The organism is Novosphingobium aerophilum (genome assembly GCF_014230305.1).
In the GTDB taxonomy this organism is placed as follows: Bacteria; Pseudomonadota; Alphaproteobacteria; order Sphingomonadales; family Sphingomonadaceae; genus Novosphingobium; species Novosphingobium aerophilum.
The window spans coordinates 21,808-47,444 of record NZ_JACLAU010000023.1 but is presented as its reverse complement, the minus strand read 5'-3'; the positions used below and the strand labels follow the sequence as shown (position 1 = coordinate 47,444).

Here is a 25,637-nt window from a genome sequence, read left to right as displayed (position 1 = left end):
AGAAAGCGGGGCCCTGCGATGATCGCAGGGCCCCTGGGGAGAGTGCTTAGAAGCGGAAGCCGGCGCGGACGCCGAAATTCCGCGGCTGCTCGAACGTTGCTTCTCCGGTGGCGGAGTTGCGAGCGTAGGTCAGCGCCAGAGTGTTCTCCAGGTTCCGGCCGAAGACCTGGACATTCCAGACCCCGTTGGGAGCCGTGTAGCCCAGCGAAACGTCGGTCTTCGTGAAGCTCGGCTGGTAGAAGAACACGCGGGTGGCAAGGTCAGTCAGGTCATACTGCGCGGAGTAACGGCTCGTTACGTTCGCAGTAATCTTGCCGCCATTCTCCAGCTCCTGCGTAAAGGTATAACCTGCGCTGAGGGTCCACTTGGGCGCGCGCGAAAGCGGACGGCCTGCGAGGTTGACCCCAGCAGCTGGAGCGAACTCGGTGAAGCGCGCATTCAGCCAGTTTGCCGACAAGTTGAACACGTGCCCCTTCGCCGGCTGCAGAACCGATTCCAGTTCGACACCGTCAATCTTCGACTGGCCGGCATTGCTGGTGACCTGACAAGCAATGCCTGAGCAGGTGCTGGCCTGGCTCAACTGCATGTTTGCGTAATCGTAATGGAACGCCGCACCATTCAGTCGCACGATGTTGTCCAGCAAACGCCACTTGAAGCCGGCTTCGTAGGAGGTGACGGACTCCGGCTGATAGTATAGCTGAGCAGCCGTGAGCGAACAACCAGCCTGGGTGCCAATCTCGCAGCCGTCATTGAAGCCACCTGCCTTGTAGCCAGTCGAGACTGTGGCATAGACTAGGCCCAGACCCGGCAGGTCGTAATCCGCGCCGATGCGCCAGGTGGTCTTGCTGAACGAACGGGCAGCGTCATTGATCGAGGTCGTAACCGGCGTTCCAAACGGGTCATTTGCGATCACGCCCTTACGCGACTTGTCGTCATGCGAATATCGCACACCCGCAGTGATGTTGAAACCGTCGAGCGGGGTCACGGTGGCCTGTGCGAATAGCGCCTTGCCAATCGCCTTGGTGGGGCCTTGGATGAAGCCAGTGTTGGCGGTCATGTTGGCCCCGATAAGGTTCGACTGCTCCTTGAAGTAGTAGCCGCCCAGCTGCGCCTTCCACCAGCTGTTACCACCAAGTGACAAACGCAGTTCCTGCGAGTGCTGCCAGAAGTTGCCTACGAAAACGCTTTTCGTGGTGCCACCAGGGCCCTGATGGCGATGCTCATCGCGATCCAGTTCACGATAGGACGACAGCCAGGTCACGTTTCCGAAGCCCAGGTCAACGTTTAGCTCGGACATCACCCCGCGGTCGCGATTGTCGCGGTATTCTTCCCACGGGATGACGCGGTTGGTCGAGCGCAGCACGTCAGCATCCGCTTCGATGCGCACCGGCGCGGTCAAAGCCGTGAAGGGCACCTGGAAGAAGTTGGTAACAGGCACAACGGCGAAGCCCGAACCCTTGATCCAGGAATAGTCACCCTGAACGAACAGGGTCACATTGTCGGTCGGCTTTGCCAGGGCCGACAAGCGAACCGAAGTGTTGTTGCTGAAGGGGTTGATGTCGACCGTGCTGTTGGTCGGGATTACCGTGCTGTCGCGCTGCTCGTGGTTCACGGCGGCACGCAGTGCGAGTCCTTCGCTAACCGGCACGTTCACGACGCCAGTGCCGGTGATGTTGTTGTAGCTGCCGTAGCCGAAGTCACCGACGACTTCGAACTTATCCTTCGGACGGACCGAAAGGACGTTGACGACGCCAGCAGTGGTGTTGCGGCCATAAAGCGTGCCCTGCGGACCGCGCAGAACTTCCACGCGCTCTACATCGAAAAAGGACACTTCCTGTGCCTGCGGGCGAGCAATGTAGATGCCATCGCGCAGGAACGCTGCCGACGGATCACCCTTTTCCGAAGCGTCGGTGCTGGTGATGCCGCGGATGGTGATTTGCAGACCGCCGCCGGAAGCCGGAACCGCATCGCGCGTGATCGAGAGGTTGGGCGTGATCGCAGCAAGTGCGGTCGGCGTGGTGACGCCCGAAGCCGCCAGATCCGCGCCGCTGATCGCAGATAGTGCGATCGGGGTTTTGGAAAGGCGCGAGGGGTCGCGGTTCGCGGTGACGATGATTTCGCCCGCATCTGCACTGTCGGCAGCCTGCGTTGCCTCGTCGGAGTTTTCTGCCTGTTCAGCATCAGCTGCCTGGGCGAAGGCGGGGGTGCAAGTCAGCGCAAAGATCGACGCGCTGACTCCAAAAGCCAGTTTCTTCATGATTCCCTCCCTGGGACTCGTTGTGACGACCACGGTGCCTCTGGCCACCTAAGTCATCGTTGTCAAATTTATTACGTCAACGTTGACGTCTTGAATACGTTTGCGCCTTGCGCTAGGGCCTTTGGCGTGAATACACTGGGGGGTCATCACAGCGGGCGTGCTACGCTGAACGACGTTGCCAAACTCGTTGGAGTTTCGGCGAAGACAGTTTCGCGCGTGGTGAACGGGGAAAAAGGCGTCTCCGAAGCGAAGCGAGAAGAGATCCTTGCCGCGATCGAACAGTTGGGGTTCCGCCTCAACCGCGCGGCTCAAGCCCTCAAGAACAGTGCACCCAACACACTCATCCTCCTTGGTGATCGCGTCGACTCCCTTTACTTTCTGCAGATCCTTGCAGGCGCGCTTCCCGCAGCCCGGCGCAGTGGGCTTAACCTCGTGGTGCAAGAGGTTGGTCCGGCTGGCAGCACACCCATGTCCCGCTATCTTGGGGATGTAGAGATCGATGAAGTCGCAGCGATCGTGGCATTCCCACCGTTGTGTGACGATGCGGAACTGTTAGCGTTGGCCGCATCGCAAAACGTCCCACTGGTTCGCATCTCGCCGATCGATCCGACCGGCCCAGGCATCGTGATATCCGTGAAGGAAGCCGAAGGAGCAGCGACTGCGGCTGAATACCTTTTCGGTCTCGGTCACCGCAAGGTCGCGATTATCCAAGGTATGAAGAGCCACGCTGCATCGCGAACCCGCGTGGTTGGCTTCCTCGATGGATGGATTGAAGCTGGCGGCAACACCTCCGATGTCAGCATCGTGCGGTTTGAAGACCTTGGCGTAGTCGCGCCTTCGGATAATCGGACCGGCGGAAGTTCAACACCAGAAGAGCTGGTCGATGCAGGCGTCGCGGCGGCAAAAAAGATCCTCAGCACTGGAGATCGGCCAACAGCCGTGTTTTGCTTCAACGATGCAATGGCACTTGGCGTCATGTGGGGTGCGCAGGAAATGGGCTTGTCCGTGCCGCAAGACCTCTCCATCATAGGCTTCGACGGCAACATCGCAGCCGCGCTGGTGCGACCCAAACTCACGTCTGTGAAAATGCCCCTCCGCCAGCTAGGAGAATCAAGCGTCGAATTGGCAAAGGGCACCCGCGAGGCTGTGCCGGAGTTGCAGACCGAGTTAATCGTGGCAGGCACCTGCGCACCTCCGAAGGGGTGAATGGAGCGCCTAGCCGAGCGTTGGAGTTGTCTGTGCGATGACTTCAATGGAAGGACGACGAGATTCCTGGAGGCGCCAGATAGGGGGCACCCCCGTCGAAATATTTGTTGGACCCTAGGACCTTCTTTTGCGGATTGGGGGCGCCTCATCACACCCCAAGACTGGATGTTGCGGGGTCACACCCCGCCGCGGTTGAAGTGTCAGGCGGGGGAGAGCCTTTTGAGAGCATCGTCGATCCCGATGGTGAGCGATGCGCGGATGAGCTGCTTCAGTTGCGCAGGTTCGATAGTCTCGGCTCCGCATTCGAGAAGAACCTTGCCCAGTTCGCCTGCCGCTTCCTCGCGGAGTCTGGCCTCCTGTGCATCGAGTTCTTCGCGCTGCTCGCGCAGCTTCTTGAGCGCATTGCGCGCGCTCGGTTTGGACCTGGCCATCAGATTGTCCTTTCGCTGGCCGTTGGTCCCCTCCACGCGCGACAGTGCCAACATGGGGCGATGTAGGAAAACGGTTTTTGCCGCGATGCCAGTGCTTTCACGCTGACGTTGGAGAGGTCTCTCTCGCAGAAAGGCCAAGTGTGATGCGGGCTTTGGGGCCGCGTCAAGGACGACGGGGCCCCACCATTTTTACCGGGCAAGCCCGGCAAAAATCGTTTCCCCCATCGCCGCTTCGCGGCCGCGCTATGCGCGGTCCCTGACCCGGCCCGTCACCCACATCTTCGCAGCTCCTGATGCGACGCATCGAACATCAGGAGGAAAGATCATGTACGCTTCACTGAATATCGCGCAGGGTTCATTCCAGGCAGATCAGGCAGCTTTGGTTGCCGCACTCGACAAGGCTCATGCCCGGTCCCTTCACAGCTACTTCACCCAATATGTACTGACCGATGGTGAGGCAGGTTACATCGCGGTCGATGAGGGCGATTACGGCGCACTGCCCAAGGCCATGCTGGACCGGGTCATCGACACAGTGCCCGGAAAGCTGAGCGATGAATTCTGATGCCACACACAAGGAGGAAGTCCGTCAGGGCTTCCTCCTATCTTTTTGCTCGGGTCGGCCTTGCTTCTCGTGCCGGCGTTCGTGCTGTTCTACTGGTTCGCAGCGCGCTTCGGCAGCCGTTCAAAAGAGCGCAAACATGAGCGCGGGGCCATGCTCGTTACACTACCGGAACTGGTCGATGAACTGCGCGGGCACAACCAGCGCGAGCGCGCCCGTGAGCTCTCGAGCTCTATGGGTTGGAAATGGCATCTGTGTTCGCCCAAGGAACTGTCTGCGGCATTTCCATACCGGCCCTCGCATCTTGCGACGGTTGTCTATCCCTGGCGGCTTGAACAGAGCCACGCCATGCTCATCGGGACCACCGGCATGGGCAAGACAGTCGCCATGTCGGACATGATTGCCGAAGCCCGCGCCAAGGGACAGCGCTGCGTCGTATTCGACCTAACCGGCGCTTTCATCGAACACTTCTACCAGGCCGACCGGGACATCATTCTGAACCCGCTCGACGCGCGCTGTCCCCAATGGAGCCTCTTCGACGAATGCCGCACTGAAGGTGAATTCTGGGCGGCAGCGGAAGCCCTCGTACCCCATGATGGGGGCGGGGAGGCGCAGTTCTGGGTTATCGCGGCGCGTGCCCTATTCGTCGAGTTCTGCCTCAAGCTGGTGGCCGAAGGGCGGGGCACCAATGCTGCGCTTGCCCGCGAACTGATGACCGCTGATCTCTCGCGGGTCCACGCAATGATGCGAGGCACGATCGCCGATCCCCTGACCGCTCCTGAAGCCGCGCGTATGGCGGAATCGATCCGGGCAGTGTTCAACGTGAACGCCAAGGCGCTGAAGCTCCTGCCCACTTCCGGGCGCCGCTTTTCGGTCCGCGACTGGATCGAGGAGGGCGCCCATGACGACGAAGGCACTAACGCCAAAAGAAGTGGCTCGATGGTCTTCATCTCCGCGCGCTACGTCGACATGAGCGTGTGCGCGCAGCTGCTCACGCTGTGGCTCGATACGGCGATGAACACGCTGATGACGATGCCTCGCACCAAGGACCTCAAATGCTGGTTCTTCATCGACGAGCTGGGCGCGCTTCACCGGCTCCCCGCTCTCGAGAAAGGCCTGCAGACAGCGCGCAATTTCGGTGGTGCAATCGTCACCGGCACCCATGCCTATGCCAAGCTCAAGGAGGTCTACGGTGAGAACATGGCGATGACGCTTGCATCGCTTGCCAGGACCAAATTGATCCTCGGTACGGCAGACCGCGAGACGGCCACCTGGTGTTCCGACTTCATCGGGCATCGCCAGGTTCGCGACATGGAAGAAGGCTACACCTATGGCTACAACAATGCCCGCGACGCCGTCAGCCTGACGCCTCGCAAGCATATCGAGCCTTTGCTGCTGCCGGACCAGTTGATGAACCTGCCGCGTCTGTCGGGCTTCATCAAATTCCCCGACGGCTTTCCTGCAGCGCCGGTCCGTCTGAAGCCGATAGACCGGGAAAGAATCGCACATGTCTTCGTCGGTCGGGCCAAGGATCGACAGCCGATCCGGCAGGTCGACGGCAAGAGTGAAGGCGGCGAGACAGCTGACAATCCGCCAGCAAATCATAGCGAACATCCTTCGTCGAACGATGACGGGGCAGGCAAGCCTGTCGTACCAAAGCAAGGTACTCTTTCGCTAGAGCCGGTAGTTGAGGCGGATGCCAAGCAATCACGCCAGCAGGCGGCGAAACGGGCGCAGAAGGACATTCCCGACGACCTCAGGAAGCCGTCAGGTAAGTCCGGTCATCCGCGAAAATCGTCGCCTGAAGAGCGTACGGCAACGCCGCGTAACTCCCGTCCATTGCTGCCCACGAATGCGACGCTCCGCAAAGGCGATCATCCCGATGAGAAGAATCCATCGAAAAGCGTGGAGGAGGGACGCCGAAGCGACTTGCCGCGGGCCAATCCGCCCTCGGATAAGCCGCAAGCCGTCGATCGGATAGCCCAGCGCCAGCGAGAGGCAGAAGCCCGCAAGCTCATGCTCGAAGACGGCGTTCCCGAGCAGGATCAGCCTTCGCAGGAGGGTCCCGACCTCGGCGATTTTGAACTGTGACGCACGAGGCGGACGTCGCCGGGCGGAGTGAGACCTGATGCTCTCTGTAGCCAATGTCCGTACCGCCAGCGGCGCTGCCAACTACTTTGCCGCCGACAATTACTATACCCGCGCCGATGCCGAGAGATCTGGTGAATGGCTTGGCAAGGGTGCGGAAACGCTTGGACTGCGAGGCGTTATCCAAGCATCGCAGTTCGAGGCCGTGCTCAAGGGCGTGCTGCCCGATGGCAGCCGTGTCGGGAGCGACAACAGGGCGCATCGCGCTGGCACCGACCTCACATTCTCGATGCCGAAGAGCTGGTCCATCCTTGCCCTCGTCGGCGGCGACAGACGTAGCCGACATTGCAGGTCGCCATGTAGCGCGCTGTCGTGCCGGTACCCGGAGGCAGGGGGACGCAGCGGCCCTGGCTCCCGCTGATGCTCATACCGCTCGTGTAGGAGAGCGGATCGTCGTTGATGACATTGCTGCGCGCGACAACCGCGTCGAGATCCTGGGGCGCGAACTGCGCACGGCGATCCATGGAATCTCGCATGGTCCGGTATCCGGTGTTCGCCGTTGCCTGGCTTGCGGCTTCACGCGCCATCCGGTCAGGATCGTCGAAATAGCCCGACTGGTTCGGCACTCCCCCGAAATTGGGAATGCGGTTTGCATCCGGGTCGGTCGTCGCCGCGCTCTGCGCAGCGGCCGCCTTATCGCGCCCGAACGCCTTGCCGTCTGCCTTGGCGGCATCGGTCGTGGTTTGGGCCGAGATGCTTGCCGGCAGACAGGCGCAGGCGAGATAGAGAAGGGGAAGGAGAAGCCGCTTCATGGGTCACTCCGTTGCAGGCGGGCAAGATGCTGGGATGCGAGGAGCGCGCCGGGACCGCCGCCTTGCGCGAAGGTTTCGAGCGCATAGGACACGCTGACATTGCCGCTCATCCGGTCGTGGGGCGGAACCTGGGTCCGGCAATCGAAACCATCGCAGAGATCGAAATCGCTGCTGGTCACCACATAGGTAGGGACCGCCTCGATCCCGAAGGCGCGAAACAGACGCGGATCGATGCCGACCGCGTCGAGCTTGCCGCCGTCCGCTGCGACTTTCGCGAGCGCTGCGGTCAGGGTTTTGGCGCTGCCTCCTGGCAGCCCGCGAAGCACGACCACACCGCCTGCGCGGGCGACGTCGTCCGCCATGGCGCGCAAGGCCGCTGGCGGCATCGAGAGCGAAGCGAACGCGATGAAGCGGGGGGCTTCGCCCAAGCCCTCGCTGGCCATGGTGCCCGCGTCGGCCACCATCTTGTCGAAATCGAAGGCGTCCTCGCCTTCTGGCCGCGCGGATCTTGCCGCCTGCTCGGTGTAGCGCTTGCCGTGCGCCTGGGCTTCGGCGGCGCTGTCATTGGCTTGGCTAAGGACAGCTTCGGCGCGCGCACGGGCATTGGCGGCAAGCGCATCGGCTTCGCTCGCCTCGACCTTGGCGCGGGCGCGTATCGCTTCGAGATCGAGCTCCGGCTCGCTCGTCTGCGCTGCGGCTCCCGCCATAGCGGCGGCGCCAGTGATCGACGCGATTACGAGGAGATGAGGGAGTATTTTCATAGTAGAGTCAGACGTGGGCGCTGTGGGGTGTCTCCACCGCCAGTTTCCCACGCCTGCTCTCCGAACCGGACTTGCACCTTTCGTTGTGCATCCGGCTCTCCAGAAGTCTTGGCGAACTCGGGTTTCTTCATCCATTTGAGATCGAACCTCCGAACAGGCACGTAGCTCATCAAGAACTGCTCCGTGCCGCCTTCGGCCCAGACCGAGTTGCCCGGGTGGGCGATACTCGGCCTGCGCCACGATGCGATTTTCCTACCGGGGACGCGCTTGTGCTTGGCCCGCAGCCACAACCAGAGACGTTGGCGCACATGCCAGTCGAGACTGGCGAGGATGCGCTTCGCCCCCACGCAGTAGCGGTAGTAAGCGGACCACCCCCGAAGGTATGGATTGAGTTCCTGAAGCATGGCCGTGAGCGAACGCCGAAGCGTCTGCCGTCGGGCCAGTTGATTTACCCGGATGCGGAAGCCGTTGATTGGCTCGCGCGGGATTTCGATGCGGGCGTGAAGCCCGAACCGCTTGTCCCATTTGAGCCGCACGCGGCATCCCAAGAACCGACAGCCCTTGGTCAGCGCAGTGATGCGCGTCTTCTCGGGCGAGAGCGTCAGACCCATTGCCTCGTGCAGGTAGGTTGCCAGCGCCTGCTTTTCGGCAAGAGCGTCAGCTTCCGTCCCCGACACGAAGATCAGGAAGTCGTCAGCATAGCGGACAGGGTAGAAGACCGTTCGACCGGCCCTCCGATCCTTGTCGCGCCTGATCGCCGCCAGCTTGATCCCATCGGATTTCAGCTCCGGGCTTTCGGGGCGGCGAACCCAGTCCCGATACCGTTCCTCGATCACGCTGAGCGCGATGTTGGCCAGCAGCGGTGAGAGCACCCCGCCTTGCGGCGTGCCGGTGTCCGTGGGGCTGTACGTGACATCCTCCAAGACCCCGGCCTTGAGGAACTGCACGATCAACCGGTTGACCTTGAGGTCTGCGACGCCGTGGCGCACGCGTTCCATCAGCGGGTGATGGCCGATATTGTCGAAGCAGGCCTCAATGTCGCCTTCGATTACCCATTGGTACGGCGCATTGTGTCGGTAGCCATCCGCTGCGGGTTTGCCCCGCGATTGGATGGTCACACGGATATGTTCGAGACAGGCCTGACTGCCCCGTCCGGGCCGGAACCCGTATGAGACTGGCCAGAACCGGGCCTCGAAGATCGGCTCCAGTACTTGCTTGACCGCGCACTGCACCACGCGATCCTTGACCGTAGGGATACCGAGGGGTCGGAACTTCCCCGGTTTGCCCGGCTTGGCGATCCACTTCCTTCGTGCAGGAGACGGACGATAGTCGCCCGAACGAAGCTCCTCGCGGAGCCCCTGAAGGAACTTGTCGACACCAATACCGGTCGCAATTTTCTCTACGGTCGCCCCGTCGACTCCTGGAGTGCGCCTGCCGCGATTACCGGCAATCGTCCTCCAGGCCATGTGCAAATTGCGGGGATCGGTTACCCAATTCCACAAGTCGCCGTATGGTTCGCCGGGGTTTTCCCGACTCCACTGGTAGAGCTTTCGCTGAACGCCGAGGAGCCAAGCCTGTGGGGCTTGATTACCAGAGTCCACTGGTAGTTCCTCCGTCATGACAGCTCACCGACTTCCTGCCCGCCTTCGCCATGTGGACGGCTTTCCCGCCCTCGGACTACTACGCAGGCTCCGCCCCACCAGCGCCCATCCCCGGTCTCCGCGGATAGCCTGCTCCGAAGCAGGCGGACGATGGTGGTTCCCGTGTTCCGACGATCAACCTTGGACCCGTAGGTGCGACGCTTAACCCCTTGCGGTTCGGGCGTGCGGACAAGAAAGGACGACCCGCACACGAATGCTCTGCAAGCATTCACCAGTCGCCAGCGTACAAGGCCGACCGGTTCACACCGCGTTCTCCCCACCCCGTCAGGCGATTGGAAGTTCAACTGTAAATAAAGAGGCTTCAGACACGTCATTCGCTAATATCTCACCATAAGTCCTGTGGTAGACCTGGCCTGCCGACATGAAGGTGGTGGAGGCGCCAATGGGCGCGCAGGCGTAGCGGCCCTTGGTCTGTGGGTTGGGATTGGTGGCCTGGAAGCGGTATTGCTGCTTCCTCATCACCGGCATCAGATACTTGCCGCAGAGCCCCTTGCTGCCCATCGTGCCCCAGGCGACGAGTTCGCGGTGGAGCTTGTAGGAGAAGCGGGCGAGGGCGAGCCGCGATGCCTGGACATGCCCGATCGTCGCCGAGACATTGCCATTCAAAGGATACATGCTGCCCTGGCATCCCGCGCACCAGAAGAGTTCGTCGGTCGGGAGCTTGGCCGTCGCAGCGACGCAGTCAGCCGCACAGGCTGCAAGCGCGAGCGGATTGGCGAAGAGAACCGCTTCGGGATTGATGATCGCGGTGAGCTCGCTGTCCTGCCAGAGCGGATCGATCTCAGTGATGTAGAGAATGTCGACCGAGCCCTGCTCGAGGCACAGGAAATCGGCAACGATCTCCATCCAGTAGATCAGCGGATAAGCATACCAGTGGACATGCCACTGCGAATTGTACTGCGTCGCGCCGCCCACGGCCGAGGGACCGGCCATCGACTTGAACCCGATGTCGAAGCCGGGATCGAGCTTCATCCCGCCGAGATTGACGAAACACCAGGGCTTCATGCTGACGTCGGCAAGCCGTACCGGCTCCCAGAAACCCATGGCGATGCCCGGCCGCAAACCGCAGAGGCAAACGGGAAGCGTCGGGTTGCTCGTATCGGGACGGCTCGACGGCCAGATCTTCAGACCGCCAACCGAGATTGGAAACAGGCACGACCAGCAGATATCGGTGATCGGATTGACGAACTTGCCTGTGCAGCGGCCCGGACCGGCAGATGCCTGAGCTGGCGAAGCGGCAGCAAGGCTCAGACTGCAGAAGAGGAGCGTGCAGCATATCCATGTGAGAAGACGATTTTTTCTGCTCATGACGATGCGCGCTCCTTGGATCGAACCGGCTGCTCGGTAATGATGAGGACGCGGCCCTGCTGCTCGACGGTTGCGGGCACGGCGTGGATGCCGAAATGCTTCACGAGGCTGCCGCCCTGGTCGAAATAGAAGCGGCGCTGGCGGGCCTTCATCAGTTCGAGCGGCGCGCCGCGCACGAGGATGAGTTTGGCCTTGGTGCTGGCATAGCGCCGGGTTGCCCAGGCAAGCTGCTCGGGGTCGTCCCCGTCGAGGAACACCAGCGGCACACGCAGCGGTACGGTGTCGAGCGGATTAACCCGAGTTCCGGCGGCGACGATCACCCGGCCCTTGTCGTTGGCAATGTCGCGCTCGACGCTGATCGTCGGATCAAATCGCCAGCTACGCGCCGCCGCCGCGGCACTGATCCCAGCGACCGGCTCAGGGCGGTTGACGCGCGCGATCGTGCGCCGCTTCAGCTCTTCGTTGAGCTTGGCCGTCTCGCCGGACTTCTCGAGATGGGTGAGACGCGCATGGATTTGCTCGAGCAGGTCAGGCTCGATCACGGACCAGACCGTGCCTTGCTGGCCGTAGTCGCGGGCGCTTGCCGGCGCAGCCATCAGAAGACCGGCTACGAGGAATGGGGCGGCGCGCAGCGGTGTCACAAGATCGGCCTCCCGACCCCGAGAATGCGCCTGGCGCAGATCCACCCGATCGCCGCATAGCGGCTGTCGAAACCGTCCTTGTGCGCGGTGGTGACGAAATAGCAGCCTTGAGGCACCACGCCAGTCGGACCGAGAGCCAGCGGCTCGCCAAAACGGCTTGCGCGCTTGGCTACCGCAACCTTGCGGCCATTGACGAAGAAGCTGCGCTCCTTCTCGGTCACGATGTCGCCGGGCATGCCGCTCACCTTCTTGCCGAACGGCCTGGGCTTCTTGCCGAAGTGCCTTTCGAGCAGCGGCGAGGCGGGCGGATCGAACAGGATGATCTCGCCGCGCTGCGGCAGCGCGCCGCGATCGAGCCAGATCGCCCAGTAGGGCAGGCTCGGACTGGCGTTGATCATCAGCGCATGGTCCTTCGAGAAGGCGGCGAGCGAGGTGAGCGCGAGCGCTGCCGCGCCAAGCCCTGCCCACAGCGCGAGGCGCCGCCCGGTTGGCGAGTGGAGGACAAGATCAGCGGCGCACATCGGGAATGGCTCCCACGCGGCGCGCGACATCGGCGCGCACGGCTTCGGTGAGATCAGGCGTGCTGCCGGCCACCACCGCTTCGGCGACAAGGACCGTGCGGCCCTCGCGGCCCAGATGTTCGACCGAGGCTTCGACCGCCTGGAGATAGGCCTGGACGCGCATCTTCGTTTCTTCTGGCGGTCGGCCTGCGCGCGCCTCGGCTTCGATGAAGTCGCCCATGATGCGGCTCAGCTGCACGGTCACCACTTCGCGCTTGTCGAGCGCGAGCAGCTTGTCGGTAGCCCAGACGCCCCAGAGCGCCGAGCCGACCATACTCAAACCGAGCGCGACGGCGGTCCAGTTGACCGCACCCATGCGGCCGCGCAGGGACTGTGTTGCCAATATGTTCTTCACAGCTTTTCTCGCGAAAGCTCGCGCTCGAGATCGTTGATGAAGCGCGGCAGGCGCCAGACCACGACGAGCGTTGCGACACCGATGAGGACCAACTTGAACTCGTCGAGGAAGCCGATCTGGCGGCCTTGCTCGGCGCCGAGAAAGCGGTCCGAAATATTGGCGAGATGGGCGAAGAAGACCCCGGCATCTCCGCCGGAAATCAGAAGGAAGAAGAGCAGCGGAAGCCCGAGCGCCATGAGGTAGCTCGAGGCGAGGAATGTGCTGCCGCGAAGCACGATGTAGCAAAGGTCGGCGGCATGAGACCGCCAGCCCTTGACCGGAAGATCGAGGCTGTCGCAGTCGGCACGGGCATCCTGGGCCCGGTCGATCGGCGTGACGAGATGGAGTGGCATCGGTTTTGGGTGTCCTTGGATGGAGGGAGAAGTCAGGTTCGATTGGCAAAGGCGATCCGTTCGATCGCGTCGGCAAGCTGATGGCCGCGCGCAATTTCGGCATCGATCGCTGCAAAGGTCTGGGGCGAGCTTGAGAACAGCGTCGCCGAATAGTCGTCGAGCACGAGCCGGCCGATGGCTTCGGTCTCCGGGCCCTTGATGAAGACTTCCGAATAGTCGCTCCCCGAACGCTTCAGGCTGCGGATCAGGGTCTCGGTGCGATCGTCCATATCGAGGCGCTTCGACGCCTTGAAATCGGCGATCGTCTCGGGCTTCTGCTGGAGAATCAGCATCCAGTCGCTGTTTTCGAGCGCAGCGGTCGCGCCGTCGGACTTGTAATAGTCGTTGAGTGACTGCGTCGCGGTTGCCAGCGCCCCGCCATATTTGCGGCAGGTGCGGGCATAGGTTTCGACGAACTCGCCCATCGAGCCGCCCTTGAGCATCGACCACGCCTCGTCGATTAAGAGCAGCTTCCTCATCGAGCGCGGGCTGCGGGTCATGGCCTGGCTGGTCATGAACATGATCGCCGAGAGAACGACGCTGCGCAGTTCCTCGCGTGTGGCAAGGTCCGACATCTCGAAGACGGTGAAATCGGTGTCGAGATCGAGGCTCGCCTGGCCTTCAAAAAAGGCGCCATAGGTGCCGCCGGCCATGTATGGCGCAAGCGCGGTGGCAAGGTCGCTCGCGGCTTCATTGCCGAGACCGGCCAATGCTTCGCCGACGCCGGTGATCGAGGCATCGACGCCCCGTTCGCTCCAGACGGTGTTGACCGCCCGGTCAATCAGGCCGCGCTCGGTGTCATTGAGCTTTGCGCTGTGCCGCGCCATCTGGCCGACAATGGCCTTGACCATGCCGAAGCAGTCGAGCCGGTAATCCTCGTCTTCGGCCGCGCGCTCGCCATCGATCATCGAGAACGGATTGAGGCAGAAGCCCGCCTTCATCGTGAACTCGACGAACCGGCCGCCTTGCAGCTTCACCGAATGCTCGAAGCTGCGTCCGTCGTCGATGACCACGACCTGCGCGCCCGCACCCCGAAGCGCCGCGCACATTTCCTGCAGCAGCACAGACTTGCCCGATCCCGACTTGCCGCAGATCGCGACATTGTGGTTGCCAGCATCGTTCTCGAACGGCGACCAGAAGAAGGGCTGGCCGCGCCGGCCCACCAACAGCAGGTGCGGGTGGCCGAAGCGGCTTCCTGGTCGGGATAGACGAGGCACAGCATCGTCGCCGCCGGGCAGGGGAAACGCAGCTTGTCGGTGAACATGTCGCCGATGAGCCGCGCGCATTCCCACGGCGCCCAGCGCTGGGGCATGTTGCGCGAGGAAAAATGCCGAACGTCGAACGCGTCGGGATAGACCGTGCCGATCTCGGGAACGCCGTCCTCGATCTTGCCCGTCGCACGAAACCGCTCGGTGACGAGCCGCATCCGGTCTTCGTGGATGACGAGCTCGATATCGTGCCGGATCGCCTGGGCCGCGATCGCGTCGTTCGGATTATAGGGCACAGCATCGTCCTGCGGCGCGGTGGTCGGCGAAGTCAGGTCGTCGATGATGGCGATCAGTTGCTGTGGCTCGACTTCGGCAACGCCCAGATTGAGCGACTTCAGCATGGCGATGAGGCCGTCGCGGGTCTGCTTGAGATCTTCGTTGCTGACCGCCTTGGCCGCAGGCACGCCCACCGAAACGATGACCTGATGGTGCCGGGCGTGAAAGGGCGCGTCCTGCGAACCCGATTCCCAGACGAGGCCGTAGAGTCGCCGTGCGCGGTGGCGGGCAATCGCCTCGTAGACCCCGCCCTGGACATAGCGCGGCGCAAACCAGGGTGCGACGATCCGGCTGATGCGCGGAGAGGCGAGATGCAGGACCTGGAGACAGGCGCCTGCCGGAAGCCCTTCGGAGAAGAATGACCCGAGGATCTCGCCAGTGCGTTCGTCCGCCCCGATCAGAGGAGTGACCGTGAGCACGAAGCCTTTGGAGCGCGCGTTGAAATAGAGCCGGGTCGTCGGATCATACGCTCGGAGGTGCGGCCCTGATCGCCGGATGCGACGGAAACAGGGCGACGCAGACCGTCATGGACCGGTCCGCTCGCGGACAAATCCTTGGTCGCGCGGGCATCGATCACCTGGCTGGGTGCGCAGTCGCCCTTGGGGGCACGGCAGGTGAAATCGCCTTCGATATTAGTGCCAAAGGTGGCGCAGCCGCTGGTCAGCACGGCAAGGCAGGCAGAGGCGAAAATACGGTGGGAAAATCCCATGACGATTATCCTTTTTTGGCCGGAACTGGGGCAGCCGCTTTTACGGGCTTGAGGAATTCGCGGAGCACGGAAGCCGGGCGATACCCTTCGAGGATCGCGCCGTCCGACGGGCGTACGATCACCGGCGTTCCGTTGAAGCCATGGGCCTTGGCAAAGGCCTCGTTGGCATCGAGCCCGCTCGTGTCGCACGGCTTCGGGTTGGCGAGGGCGAGACCCGAATAGGCCATGTGCAGGGACACCTCGGGGCGCGGCGAGCACAGCACCCGTTCGGCATCGCGGCGGCTGTCGGCCCCGAAGATCGAAATGGGCCGCTCCTCGACGCGCGCGCCGATCGCCTTCAGCTCGCCCTCGAGCTTCTTGCAGTAGCCGCAGTGGAAATCGGAGAAGACGACGACATTGGGGCCGTTGGCTGGTCCCCAGGTGATCGCGCCGTTCGCGGGCAGGCCAGCGAGCGATACCTTCTGCGGGGTGGCGCGCGGGGCTGGCTGGCTTTCGTCGTTGGCATTGCTCCGCCGTGCCCCGCCCGCAGTCAGCAAGTCTGGATTGAGTGCGAGGAGACGGGCTGCCGTCAGGTCTTGCCGCGCCTCCATGTCGTAGATGCGCCCGATCACCAGATATTTGGCCGCGCGATCGACGTAGAACAGCGTCGATTTCGAGGCGACTTCGCACAGGCCGCCAAGGCCATCGCAGGTGATGGCGTCGATCGGCGTCTTCGGGAGGCGCAGCTTGAGCGCGGCGCGCACCTTTGCCGTGTCGGGAGCCTGAGCCGGGGAGGCGAGGCTGGCCACGCCCCAACCCGTTGCGGCTGACAGGGCGACGACGGCAGCAACGGTCGCCACCGGTCGCAGCCAGCGCCGCGGCTTGGTGGGGGTTGGATCGTTTGTGGCGGGGGTCATTGGGAGTTCCTCACGTAGACGCCGTCGAGGAAGACGATCTCGACATCGATGCCGGTCGGCATCTCGACGACGGGTTGGTATTGTTCGGCGCGCTCGATCAGATATTTGCTGACCGTATCGGCGGCATCGGCAGCGCCCTGGCCGAGCCCACCGCCGAGGATGTCGCCGGCAGAGAGCTTCGAGCGGGTGCCATCGGCATTGGTCGTGACGCCGGAGAAGACGCTGTTGGCGTTCGCCGAAAAGCCACGCCCGAACCCGCCGACAATCCCGGCAAGCAGAGCCTGGCTGACAAGGCTGCCCTCGCGGCTGACGACACGGCCACGCACGCCTGATTTTCCAGCAAAGCTGATGAAGCCTTTGACCTCGCTCACCGCGACGCGCCCGCCGGGCTGGTCGCAGGTCATCCGCGCCAGCTTCACGTAAACCTTCTCGGACGAGAGATCGCCGCGCGCTGCGCCATTGACGATGCAGCCCTGAAGCCGCGTGGTCAGAACCTTGCCGTTCTGCATGACCGATCGCGCCGGACCGGTAATGCGCAGCACCACGGGAAGCGGATCGGTCTGGCTCGCGACCCCCGCCGACGCATCGACGCCGACAATGACCTTGGCAGGAGCATAGGAATTGGGCGGGAGATAATCCGGCGAATCCTCGACCACCACCGGCGGCGCTTCGGGGCGAGCCGCCCTGAGGCCGCTGGCTCCTGCCTTGTCGGAGGTGAAGCTCATGAGTTTGACTTCACCGGGACCGGGCAGGCCGGTTTCGCTTGCGCCCAGCGCGGCACCCGCAGGAGCAGGCTGAACCGGTCGACCGCGCGCATCGTAGCCACCCGCCTGCGGGCCATAGGCCGGTGGCGGCAGGCTTGCGGATGCCGGGGCGGCCTGGCTGGCAAGGCGTGACTTGAGATCCGCGTTCTCAGCGGAGATCGCATCGATTGCGGCCTGACCGTCGACCCGCATGGCCTGGTTTTCCGCCTTGAGCGCGGCAAGCTGGGATTCGATTTCCTCGCGCGGGAGGCTCGCGTCCTTCATGGCCTTCTGCTCGCGGGTCACGGCATCGAGACGGTTGCCGTAGGTCGCGACGAACTCGCGCTGCGAAAGGTCGCGATTGATGAGCCCTGCCGTGTCGATGGTCTGCGCGGCGGTGGGATCATCGCTCTTCGCGCTGTCGTCGCCGCCCAGGATGAACCAGCTGCCGCCGACAAGCGCGATTGCGCCCAAGGAGCCAAGCAGAAGCTTCTGCCGCCGTGCAGTCTTCGCGTTGAGGCTGGCTACCGGCGACGGCGATGCCGGATCGGCCTGTACCGGGGTTGAGATCGAGGGAGCATCACTCATGGCCCAACCCTCCGTTCGAACCGACGATGAAGGCGACCGTGCTTTCTCTCGATTTGAGAGTGGGCTGGGCGATCGAGATTGCGAGTGTCTGGGAGGACGCGAGATCCGCTTCGGCAAGCGTCAGCGGCTTGCGGCCACGGTTCGCCAGGCGGATGACCTTTCCGGCGAGCGCGCTGCCGCGATAATCGGCGATGAGCTGGATTTCGAGATCGCCGACCCGTGCCGGAAGGGCGGAGGACTGCCTGACTTCGAAGCCATCGACCGTCTGGTCATTGGCCATGGCCTGGATGAGCCGCACTGCGCTCGTCTCCAGCGGCGTTTCGCTTTCCCAGCCAGATGCCTTGTTTGTCGCGATAGCCGGGTTGGTGATGAAGACCTGCACTGCGGGGACAGGCTCGACCTGGCAGGAAACCTTGTAGACGAAGCCCTTCTTGGTCGTGGCGAAGAAGCTGATCGACCGCGCCGCATAGGTCTCGGGCACCGACACGTAGATGTCGCCGCGCAGCGGTTCGTTGGTGACCGCAAAATCGTTGTAGGGCGTGCCGGTCGAGATCTTCGACACGCTGGCAAACTGGTCGTCGATAAGCGCGAAGCGCGTCAGCTCGCGGGCCGACACGGCGCATTCGATGCTTGCTCCATCTGCAGCCTGTTTGAACTGATCGGCGGCCTGAGCGCCGCTTCCTGAAAATGCGAGCATGGTGCTGGCGCAAAGAGCCAGGCTCCGCGCGCGCGTCTTGCGTCGGTAAGCCATCACGGGGCCTCCTTCGTTGGGTCTTTGGTGGGCAACTGGCTGAAGCCTGACAGCGCGATACGCAGGCCCCGGTAGGTCCAGTTGAAGCGGAAACGGCGCTCGTCGCTCGCGATGACCTGGGCACCGACAAAGGTCTTTAGCGTCCCAGTCACGTCGGAAGTCAGCCCCTTGGGGTCGACGGTCATCGAGCGGATGACGAAGGCCTGGGTGACGTCCGAACCCCGCTGCTCTTCGACAATCCGGACGAGATCGGCCTTGAGGCGCCCGTAGCTTGCCGGATCGGCGAGCTTCAGGATCTCGTCCATCCAGTAGTCGAGGCCTTCAGGGCTGCGATTGAGCAAGACGAGCGCGGCATCGCGGGTCACGAGTTCGAGATAGTCGGCCTCGACCCCCGCGCTGCTGACGGTCAGCTGCTTGGGGAGCGTTGGCAGGAGTACGACTTCGCGGTCGCGGGTGGCGGCAAGGCTGACCGCTACGACAAGCGCAATGCCAAGCCCGGCGCTGGTGAGCGCAAAGAGGTTGCGCTGGCGCAGCAGCGACTGCTGACGCTCGTGTGAAATGTCGGCAAACATGGATATTTCCCCTCAACCGGCAAGCAGGCGGCAGTGGGAAGGCGGCGTCGATTTCAGGCCCAGCAATCCGGCAGGCAGATACCAATAGGCGGCATGGGCTACCCAGGAGCTGGCGCGTCCTGCTTTTGCCTTTCGCAGCGCGAACCAGGCGCCGAAGGCAACGATAATGCCGACAAAGATATGCTGACTGAGGATCCCCCAGGTGAAGGGGATAAGCATTCCGGCGAACTCGTCGATGGTCCAGAAGCCGATGAGCTCCGGATCGTCGAGCCGACGCGGGATGATATATGGGTCTGCCATGGCGACGCGCCTTCCCGTCCGATGCGTCAGATGACCGCGGTGACGACCGAGGTGACGATCGGAACACCTGTGCCGACGCCGATGCCGACACCGACCGGAACAGCGACCTGTCCGAGAGAGAACCGGCCCGAGGCGAGACCGATGAGGCCGCCTGCAAGGCTGAGGACGGTGATGATCTTGCCGCCCGAGCCTTCGAGGAAATCGGTGAATTTCGTGAGGGCAGGGGTGAAGGTCGTGTCGGCGCCAGCATAGGCTGCGCTTGCGGCCAGTGCTGCGACCGCAAGCGGTACTGCAAAGGTCATGGCCCGCCCGAACTTCGAGGGGTTCTGATCAATGGCGCCGGAACGCCGGGAGAGGGTGAGAGACTGCATATGGAGCTCCATCTGGAGGGGTGAATCCAGCGTTCTTTCGTTCGCTGTGTGTTCCACATGCATCTAGGAAATCGATGTAGGAAAGTCGGATTGCCGCTGGAGCTGAAGTGGCGGACAGATATGGACGCATCGATTGGATGGCGTCGGCGATAATACGCAGAAATAGCGGTTTATCTGGTAGTCAGCGTCGACGAATCCCGAAGAGCATGGCGGTGATTGTCGGCGACTCGGGCCTAGGGGATGATTCGCCTAGAAACGAGATGTTCCGTAAATGTTCTTTTCATTTTCCTACATGGATCAAGCGCGATATGGCTACGACTCAGTTCCTCATCGTTGGAGTTTTTGTCGATGCACCAGCCCTCGCCATTCCGAGGCGAAGCCAACACCAGCCTCGCGCACATTCTTGCCCATGCAATCGAGTCGTCTGACAAACCCAACCGTTACAGCGTGCCCGCTTCCTTCGCCAATCGGCCGGTAAGCCTGCGGGTCCATCCCGAACGCATCGTCATTGCCGCCGAGGGGCAGATCCTGTGCGAGCATGGGCGGATCATCGAACGATCCCATGATCAACCGGGTCGGACGATCTATGACTGGCGGCACTATCTTGCGGTGATCCAGCGCAAACCGGGAGCCTTGCGCAATGGCGCGCCCTTCACCGAGATGCCGGAGGGTTCCGGCAGCTGCAGAGCAAGCTTCTGAAGCGCTCCGGCGGCGACAGGGAGATGGTGGAGATTCTCTCGTTGGTCCTGCACCATGACGAACAGGCCGTGCTGTGTGCCGTCGAACTGGCCCTCGAGGCTGGCGTGGCGACCAAGACCCACGTTCTCAATATCCTGCATCGCCTGATCGACGGCAAGGATGGCACGCCGCCCAGAATCGATGCCCCGCAGGCCTTGACCTTGCAGCATGAACCCAAGGCCAACGTCGCCCGCTACGATACCCTGCGGAATAAGGATCTGCGTCATGCGTTATGACCCCGCCAGCGCCGCCGGCGGGGTCATGCTGCGTTCTCTCAAGATGTACGGCATGGCCCAGGCCATCGGCGAACTCATCGAGCAAGGGGCACCCGCGTTTGATGCGGCCGTCCCTATCCTCTCCCAGTTGCTCAAGGCCGAAGTCGCCGAACGCGAGGTCCGGTCCATCGCCTACCAAATCAAGGCGGCCAAGTTCCCGGCCTACAAGGACCTGGCCGGCTTCGACTTCGCTTCCAGCGAGGTGAACGAGGCCATGGTCCGCCAGCTTCATCGCGGCGAGTTCATTGATGGGGCTCACAATGTCGTGCTGATCGGTGGCCCAGGCACTGGCAAGACGCACATCGCCACCGCCCTCGGCGTGCAGGCGGTCGAGCATCACCGAAAGAAGGTCCGCTTCTTCGCGACCGTCGACCTGGTCAACGCGCTGGAACAGGAAAAGGCCATGAACAAGGCCGGGCAACTGGCTGACCGGCTGCTGCGCCTCGATCTGCTCATCCTCGACGAACTGGGCTACCTGCCGTTCAGCGCGTCAGGCGGCGCGCTGCTGTTCCACCTGCTCAGCAACCTCTACGAGCGCACCAGCGTCATCATCACCACCAACCTCAGCTTCAGCGAGTGGGCCGGTGTGTTCGGCGATGCCAAGATGACTACAGCGCTGCTCGATCGGCTCACCCATCACTGCCACATCCTCGAAACCGGAAACGACAGCTTCCGCTTCCGCGCCAGTTCGGCAGCGCCCAAATCCAGAAAGGAAAAATCACCCGCTTGACCCACCGCCCGCACAGCGGGACATAGTATCCACCCGGGTCAATTCTCGATGGAAATCCCGGGTCAGCTCTCAGAGCCTGATCAGAAAATAAGTTGAGTGGTATCAGCAGGCTAGCTTGACGCTTTGGCCTGTCATTGATTCATGGGTTTCGCCAAAAACTACCATGGATTCAACGATGTGGACCGATACCACTCGCGCCCTTCATGCGCGCAGCGGGCTGGCTTTGCCAAGCGATTTGACGGATGCCGAGTGGGCGCTGCTGGAGCCATTGCTTCCACCTGCGTCTCGTGTCGGACGGCCCCGCAAATGGCCACTACGACGCATCGTCGAGGCAATTCTGTACTTGCTGCGCGGAGGCCTGCCATGGCGGATGTTGCCGCCTTGCTTTCCGCCGGTGTCGAGCGTGCGGCATTGGTTCTACTTGTGGCGAGACAACGGGCTGTGGCTGACGATAAACCACACCTTGTTGATGATGGCCCGCGAAGCTGATGGCCGAGAGGCTTCTCCCAGCGCTGGCGTGATCGACAGCCAGTCGGTCAAGACGACCGAAAGCGGTGGCCTGTGCGGTTACGATGCAGGGAAGAAGATCAAAGGACGCAAACGGCACATTCTGACCGACACCGATGGAAATCTTGTCCATGCCGTCGTACACGCCGCCGACATTCAGGACCGGGACGGGGCACCGCTGGTCCTTGGAGAAATCGTCAGGCGCTTCCCCTGGCTGCGTCACGTGTTCGCAGACGGCGGCTATGCCGGAAACAAGCTCAAGGAGGCCCTGCGCCGGATCGGAAAGTGGACCGTCGAAATCATCAAACGGTCCGACACTGCAAAGGGCTTCGAGGTCCTGCCCCGACGTTGGGTCGTTGAACGAACGCTCGCTTGGCTGAGCCGCAACCGGCGTCTGGCAAAGGACTTCGAGGAAACCATCGCGTCCGCCACGGCCTGGCTCTTTATCGCATCCATCCAGCTATATGCTCGCCGCATCGCAAGGCCTTGATTGCCACGCCCGCAATTTTGAATCAGACACTCAGTGGAAATCAACACGCACACTGTGCCAAGATCTGCGTTCGAGCTGATGCAGCCCTTCCTGCCCCCCAGCGACGCCAGACAGGCGGGCCATTTCGAGGCCACGCTTCTCCTGCGGAGCCGCAACCGAAAAAATAATCGACAGCTGGCGGTGCTACCTAGGAAGCTACCTAGCGCGACGACGTATCGTCTTGGCTCAAATTCCAGGCCGTGTAAGTTATTGATATAATGCAGAAAGGTGGTGGACGCACTAGGGCTCGAACCTAGGACCCGCTGATTAAGAGCAATCTTTCCGTCCGGATGTGTTCGCGAGCGACCGCATCGATGTGCAGGTGTCCAGAGGATCTGGTCAACTCACTGCGATCCCATCGAGGATCGGACAATCGGGTCTGCTGTCGCCGCTGCACCCTTCGGCCAGTTCCAGCAAGGCGCGACGCATGGCTTCAAGTGCTGCCGCTTTGCGGCCAAGGTCATCGGCATGTGCCAGGGCAACGGCCTTCACTTCACTGCTCGTCCGCTCGCGGTTGTCCCATAGGCCGAGGAGAGTGGTGATTTCCTCAAGCGAGAAGCCAAGGCCGCGGGCGTTAGCAATGAAGCGCAGGCGCTCGATCGATTGCGGTGAATAGTCCCTGTAGCCATTGTCGCGTCGGTCAGGGGGCGGCATCAGACCTACGCGCTCATAGTGCCGGATCATCCGCTCCGACACGCCAGTGGTCTTCGATGCCTGTCCGATGTTCATGGCTGCTGTTCGCCGAACTTGGGGTGGCGTCCTTGGTGGTGGCCGCCATGGAAGAAGTGCAGCAGCGGACAGGTGAACAGGAATGCGTAAGGGATCAGCCCGAAGAAGTGCTGCCGGTGTTCCGGATAGAGCAGGAAAGCGGCGATCAGCGCGACCGATGCCGCGGCCAGCAGCCACGCGCGCTTGCTGGAAAGGTTCATAGCGCAATCCTCCTGAGACGCAGCGAATTGCCGATGACGCTGACCGAGGAAAGCGCCATCGCCGCCGCTGCGATGATCGGTGAAAGCATGATGCCGAACAGCGGGTAGAGCGCGCCTGCAGCCACCGGGATACCAGCGACGTTGTAGGCAAAGGCGAAGAACAGGTTCTGCCGGATGTTGGTCATGGTTGCATGACTGAGGTGCCGGGCACGCGTTATCCCCGTCAAATCGCCCTTGAGCAGTGTGATGCCTGCGCTTTCAATCGCCACGTCCGTTCCCGAACCCATGGCGATGCCGACATCGGCGGCAGCGAGGGCTGGGGCATCGTTCACACCGTCGCCCGCCATCGCTACGATCCGTCCCTCGTCTCTCAGGCGCTTGACGATAGCGCTCTTCTGGTCGGGAAGGACATCTGCCTCGACGTCGGCGATACCGAGGCGTCGTGCGATGGCCTCAGCGGTGACGCGATTGTCGCCCGTCAGCATGATGACATGGATCCCCACCTCGGCCAGAGCCTTGAGCGCGGCAGGCGTTGTCGCTTTTACCGGATCGGCAATGCCGATAGAACCCGCCACCTGGCCATCAATGCCGAGGAAGATCGCGGTCGCACCTTCGGCACGCAGGGCATCAGCACGTTGCGCCAGTTGGGCGGTGGAGATCCCCTGTTCCTCAAGAAAGCGGGCATTTCCAGCAACAAGTCGATATCCATCGACGATGCCGGTGATACCCTTGCCGACTGGCTGATCGACGTCGCCCGGTTCGCTTATTGCGAGCCCCTTGGCTTCTGCATCCCTCACAATAGCCAGGGCCAGCGGATGTTCGCTGCTGCGTTCAAGGCTCGCGGCAAGGCGCAGAACTTCTTGGCTGTCGAACCCTTCAGCCGTCTCGATCGCAACCACCGCGGGCTTGCCCTCGGTGAGCGTGCCGGTCTTGTCGACGACAAGCGTATCGACCTTCTCCATGCGTTCGAGCGCCTCTGCATTCTTGATGAGGATACCGGCCTGCGCACCGCGTCCAACCCCCACCATGATCGACATCGGAGTGGCCAAGCCGAGCGCGCAGGGACAGGCGATGATCAGCACAGCTACTGCCGCAATCAGACCGTAACCCATCGCCGGGGACGGACCGACCAGCGACCAGGCGGCGAATGCGACTGCTGCGACCGCAATCACTGCCGGCACGAACCAGCCCGACACGGTGTCGGCAAGCCGTTGAATCGGCGCCCGGCTGCGCTGGGCTTCTGCGACCATCTGGACGATGCGCGCCAGCATGGTATCGCGCCCGATCTTCTCGGCGCGCATCACGAGGCCGCCGGTCTGGTTTATCGTGCCACCGATCAGCTTCGACGATGCCTCCTTGGTCACCGGCATGGATTCGCCGGTTACCATCGATTCATCGACCGTTCCGCGGCCCTCCAGGACCACGCCATCAACCGGAACTTTCTCGCCAGGACGAACGCGTAGCGTGTCGCCGACCAGAACCTGGTCGAGTGTGATCTCCTCGTCACTACTATCGGGACGAACCCGGCGGGCGAGCTTGGGCGAAAGGTCGAGCAATGCGCGGATCGCACCGCTGGTTGTTTCCCGGGCACGCAGTTCAAGCAGTTGGCCAAGCAAGACCAGCACGGTAATGACCGCCGCCGCCTCGAAATAGACCGCGACTGAGCCGTCCATTGCGCGAAACGCGGGCGGGAACATACTGGGCGCGAGCGTCGCCGCCATGCTGTACATCCAGGCAACGCCCGTTCCCATCGCAATCAGGGTGAACATGTTGAGGTGGCCGCTTTTCACCGAGGCCCAGCCGCGTTCGAAAAATGGCCAGCCTGCCCACAGGACCACCGGCGTCGCCAGAACCATCTGGATCAGGCTGGCGATGTTTCCATCCAAATAATTGCGCAGTCCGGTCAGATGCCCGCCCATTTCGAGCGCTACCACCGGCAAGGCGAGGATCAGGCCGATCACGAAGCGCCGCTTCATGTCGGCATATTCCGGTGACGGTCCATCGCTGAGCGTCGGGGCCATCGGTTCCAGGGCCATGCCGCAGATCGGGCAGCTTCCCGGCCCGGACTGCTGAACCTCGGGATGCATCGGGCAGGTCCAGATCGCGCCTTCTGCCACATATTCTGTTGGCCGCGGTGCATCGCTCATATAGCGCGCTGGATCGGTCTTGAACTTGGCCAGACAGCCAGCGCTGCAGAAGTAGTGATGGGCGCCGTCATGGGTCGCGACATGCGGCGTGGTTGCCGGGTCAACGCTCATTCCGCAGACGGGGTCAATCACCGTTCCTGGAGCCTTCGATCCGAAATGGGTGCATTTCGCAAGGTCGTGATGCGACTCGGTCATACTTCGTACTCCTCTTGTCGCAACTCGCATCAACCTTGACATC

Annotated in this window: 25 protein-coding genes and 3 pseudogenes; 7 read left to right on the top strand and 21 right to left on the bottom strand. The window is 62.5% G+C overall.

Annotation, left to right across the window (positions count from 1 at the left end; all coding sequences use genetic code 11):
* Positions 1–46 precede the first annotated feature (46 nt).
* Positions 47–2,257: a TonB-dependent receptor gene (locus H7F49_RS13280; RefSeq protein ID WP_214647814.1), complete on the bottom strand. Its 2,211-nt coding sequence runs from the start codon at positions 2,255–2,257 to the stop codon at positions 47–49.
* Positions 2,258–2,383: 126 nt separating this feature from the next.
* Between H7F49_RS13280 and H7F49_RS13275 the strand changes: the two genes are divergently transcribed.
* A complete protein-coding gene (locus H7F49_RS13275; protein ID WP_185684064.1) occupies positions 2,384–3,463 on the top strand; it encodes a LacI family DNA-binding transcriptional regulator in 1,080 nt (359 codons plus the stop codon).
* 200 nt (positions 3,464–3,663) lie between these two features.
* On the opposite strand, the gene H7F49_RS13270 is transcribed toward H7F49_RS13275, so the two are convergent.
* Entirely contained in the window at positions 3,664–3,948 is a 285-nt protein-coding gene (locus H7F49_RS13270; protein WP_235982152.1) for a DUF6437 family protein, read from the bottom strand.
* 271 nt (positions 3,949–4,219) lie between these two features.
* Here H7F49_RS13270 and H7F49_RS13265 point away from each other — a divergent pair, with 271 nt between their 5' ends.
* The 3 genes and pseudogenes from H7F49_RS13265 to H7F49_RS13255 all read left to right on the top strand — a co-directional run.
* The gene (locus H7F49_RS13265; protein WP_127692020.1) at positions 4,220–4,456 is read left to right on the top strand and encodes a hypothetical protein; all 237 of its coding nucleotides are present in this window, start codon (positions 4,220–4,222) and stop codon (positions 4,454–4,456) included.
* 39 nt (positions 4,457–4,495) lie between these two features.
* Positions 4,496–6,544: a type IV secretion system DNA-binding domain-containing protein gene (locus tag H7F49_RS13260; protein WP_328806747.1), complete on the top strand. Its 2,049-nt coding sequence runs from the start codon at positions 4,496–4,498 to the stop codon at positions 6,542–6,544.
* Positions 6,545–6,581: 37 nt separating this feature from the next.
* Positions 6,582–6,878, top strand: a pseudogene (locus H7F49_RS13255) (relaxase domain-containing protein); the annotation flags it as partial.
* Here the strand turns inward: H7F49_RS13255 and H7F49_RS13250 are convergent.
* From H7F49_RS13250 to H7F49_RS13175, 16 genes and pseudogenes are all read right to left on the bottom strand, one after another.
* Positions 6,820–7,353, bottom strand: coding sequence for a hypothetical protein (locus tag H7F49_RS13250; protein ID WP_235982157.1), 534 nt, complete (start codon positions 7,351–7,353; stop codon positions 6,820–6,822). The pseudogene H7F49_RS13255 and the gene H7F49_RS13250 overlap by 59 nt on opposite strands.
* Positions 7,350–8,060, bottom strand: coding sequence for a type-F conjugative transfer system pilin assembly protein TrbC (gene trbC, locus H7F49_RS13245; protein ID WP_230290988.1), 711 nt, complete (start codon positions 8,058–8,060; stop codon positions 7,350–7,352). The genes H7F49_RS13250 and trbC overlap by 4 nt, the downstream gene beginning before the upstream one ends.
* 50 nt (positions 8,061–8,110) lie before the next feature.
* Positions 8,111–9,580, bottom strand: a complete 1,470-nt coding sequence (ltrA, locus tag H7F49_RS13240) for a group II intron reverse transcriptase/maturase (protein ID WP_235982150.1) — start codon at positions 9,578–9,580, stop codon at positions 8,111–8,113.
* A gap of 459 nt (positions 9,581–10,039) precedes the next feature.
* Positions 10,040–11,083 carry a conjugal transfer pilus assembly protein TraU gene (gene traU, locus H7F49_RS13235; RefSeq protein ID WP_235982149.1) on the bottom strand — a complete coding sequence of 348 codons (1,044 nt, stop codon included), beginning with the start codon at positions 11,081–11,083 and terminating at the stop codon, positions 10,040–10,042.
* Positions 11,080–11,724, bottom strand: a complete 645-nt coding sequence (traW, locus tag H7F49_RS13230; protein WP_185684061.1) for a type-F conjugative transfer system protein TraW — start codon at positions 11,722–11,724, stop codon at positions 11,080–11,082. Before traW ends, traU begins: the two co-directional genes overlap by 4 nt.
* On the bottom strand, positions 11,721–12,245 hold the full coding sequence (locus tag H7F49_RS13225) for a S26 family signal peptidase (protein WP_185684060.1): 525 nt from the start codon (positions 12,243–12,245) through the stop codon (positions 11,721–11,723). Before H7F49_RS13225 ends, traW begins: the two co-directional genes overlap by 4 nt.
* A complete protein-coding gene (locus H7F49_RS13220; RefSeq protein ID WP_214647813.1) occupies positions 12,232–12,600 on the bottom strand; it encodes a TrbI F-type domain-containing protein in 369 nt (122 codons plus the stop codon). Before H7F49_RS13220 ends, H7F49_RS13225 begins: the two co-directional genes overlap by 14 nt.
* A gap of 35 nt (positions 12,601–12,635) precedes the next feature.
* Positions 12,636–13,031: a hypothetical protein gene (locus H7F49_RS13215; protein ID WP_185684058.1), complete on the bottom strand. Its 396-nt coding sequence runs from the start codon at positions 13,029–13,031 to the stop codon at positions 12,636–12,638.
* A 32-nt stretch (positions 13,032–13,063) separates the two neighbouring features.
* A pseudogene (locus tag H7F49_RS13210) lies at positions 13,064–15,087 on the bottom strand (TraC family protein); the annotation flags it as partial.
* Positions 15,012–15,323, bottom strand: coding sequence for a hypothetical protein (locus H7F49_RS13205; RefSeq protein ID WP_235982148.1), 312 nt, complete (start codon positions 15,321–15,323; stop codon positions 15,012–15,014). The gene H7F49_RS13205 and the pseudogene H7F49_RS13210, both read right to left, overlap by 76 nt.
* A gap of 5 nt (positions 15,324–15,328) precedes the next feature.
* Positions 15,329–16,219, bottom strand: a complete 891-nt coding sequence (locus H7F49_RS13200) for a DsbC family protein (RefSeq protein WP_185684057.1) — start codon at positions 16,217–16,219, stop codon at positions 15,329–15,331.
* On the bottom strand, positions 16,216–17,550 hold the full coding sequence (locus H7F49_RS13195; RefSeq protein ID WP_185684056.1) for a TrbI/VirB10 family protein: 1,335 nt from the start codon (positions 17,548–17,550) through the stop codon (positions 16,216–16,218). Before H7F49_RS13195 ends, H7F49_RS13200 begins: the two co-directional genes overlap by 4 nt.
* Positions 17,543–18,301, bottom strand: coding sequence for a type-F conjugative transfer system secretin TraK (locus H7F49_RS13190; protein ID WP_185684055.1), 759 nt, complete (start codon positions 18,299–18,301; stop codon positions 17,543–17,545). Before H7F49_RS13190 ends, H7F49_RS13195 begins: the two co-directional genes overlap by 8 nt.
* Positions 18,301–18,873: a type IV conjugative transfer system protein TraE gene (locus H7F49_RS13185; RefSeq protein ID WP_185684054.1), complete on the bottom strand. Its 573-nt coding sequence runs from the start codon at positions 18,871–18,873 to the stop codon at positions 18,301–18,303. The genes H7F49_RS13190 and H7F49_RS13185 overlap by 1 nt, the downstream gene beginning before the upstream one ends.
* 12 nt (positions 18,874–18,885) lie before the next feature.
* Entirely contained in the window at positions 18,886–19,173 is a 288-nt protein-coding gene (traL, locus tag H7F49_RS13180; RefSeq protein ID WP_007011018.1) for a type IV conjugative transfer system protein TraL, read from the bottom strand.
* 26 nt (positions 19,174–19,199) lie between these two features.
* Positions 19,200–19,544: a TrbC/VirB2 family protein gene (locus tag H7F49_RS13175; RefSeq protein WP_127692048.1), complete on the bottom strand. Its 345-nt coding sequence runs from the start codon at positions 19,542–19,544 to the stop codon at positions 19,200–19,202.
* Between the two features lie 435 nt (positions 19,545–19,979).
* On the opposite strand from H7F49_RS13175, the pseudogene H7F49_RS13170 reads away from it, so the two are divergent.
* The 3 genes and pseudogenes from H7F49_RS13170 to H7F49_RS13160 all read left to right on the top strand — a co-directional run.
* Positions 19,980–20,518, top strand: a pseudogene (locus tag H7F49_RS13170) (Mu transposase domain-containing protein); the annotation flags it as partial.
* Positions 20,508–21,287, top strand: coding sequence for an IS21-like element helper ATPase IstB (gene istB, locus H7F49_RS13165; protein WP_185684053.1), 780 nt, complete (start codon positions 20,508–20,510; stop codon positions 21,285–21,287). The pseudogene H7F49_RS13170 and the gene istB, both read left to right, overlap by 11 nt.
* Positions 21,288–21,462: 175 nt before the next feature.
* Positions 21,463–22,284 carry an IS5 family transposase gene (locus tag H7F49_RS13160; RefSeq protein WP_185684052.1) on the top strand — a complete coding sequence of 274 codons (822 nt, stop codon included), beginning with the start codon at positions 21,463–21,465 and terminating at the stop codon, positions 22,282–22,284.
* Between the two features lie 378 nt (positions 22,285–22,662).
* Here the strand turns inward: H7F49_RS13160 and cueR are convergent, their stop codons facing one another.
* Genes cueR through H7F49_RS13145 form a run of 3 tightly spaced genes read right to left on the bottom strand, consistent with a single transcriptional unit; the run spans position 22,663 to position 25,594 of the window.
* The gene (cueR, locus tag H7F49_RS13155; protein ID WP_011445792.1) at positions 22,663–23,052 is read right to left on the bottom strand and encodes a Cu(I)-responsive transcriptional regulator; all 390 of its coding nucleotides are present in this window, start codon (positions 23,050–23,052) and stop codon (positions 22,663–22,665) included.
* Complete coding sequence (locus H7F49_RS13150) at positions 23,049–23,252, bottom strand: DUF2933 domain-containing protein (RefSeq protein WP_011445791.1); 204 nt, start codon at positions 23,250–23,252, stop codon at positions 23,049–23,051. The genes cueR and H7F49_RS13150 overlap by 4 nt, the downstream gene beginning before the upstream one ends.
* Positions 23,249–25,594, bottom strand: coding sequence for a heavy metal translocating P-type ATPase (locus H7F49_RS13145; protein WP_185684051.1), 2,346 nt, complete (start codon positions 25,592–25,594; stop codon positions 23,249–23,251). Before H7F49_RS13145 ends, H7F49_RS13150 begins: the two co-directional genes overlap by 4 nt.
* Between the last annotated feature and the right edge of the window lie 43 nt (positions 25,595–25,637).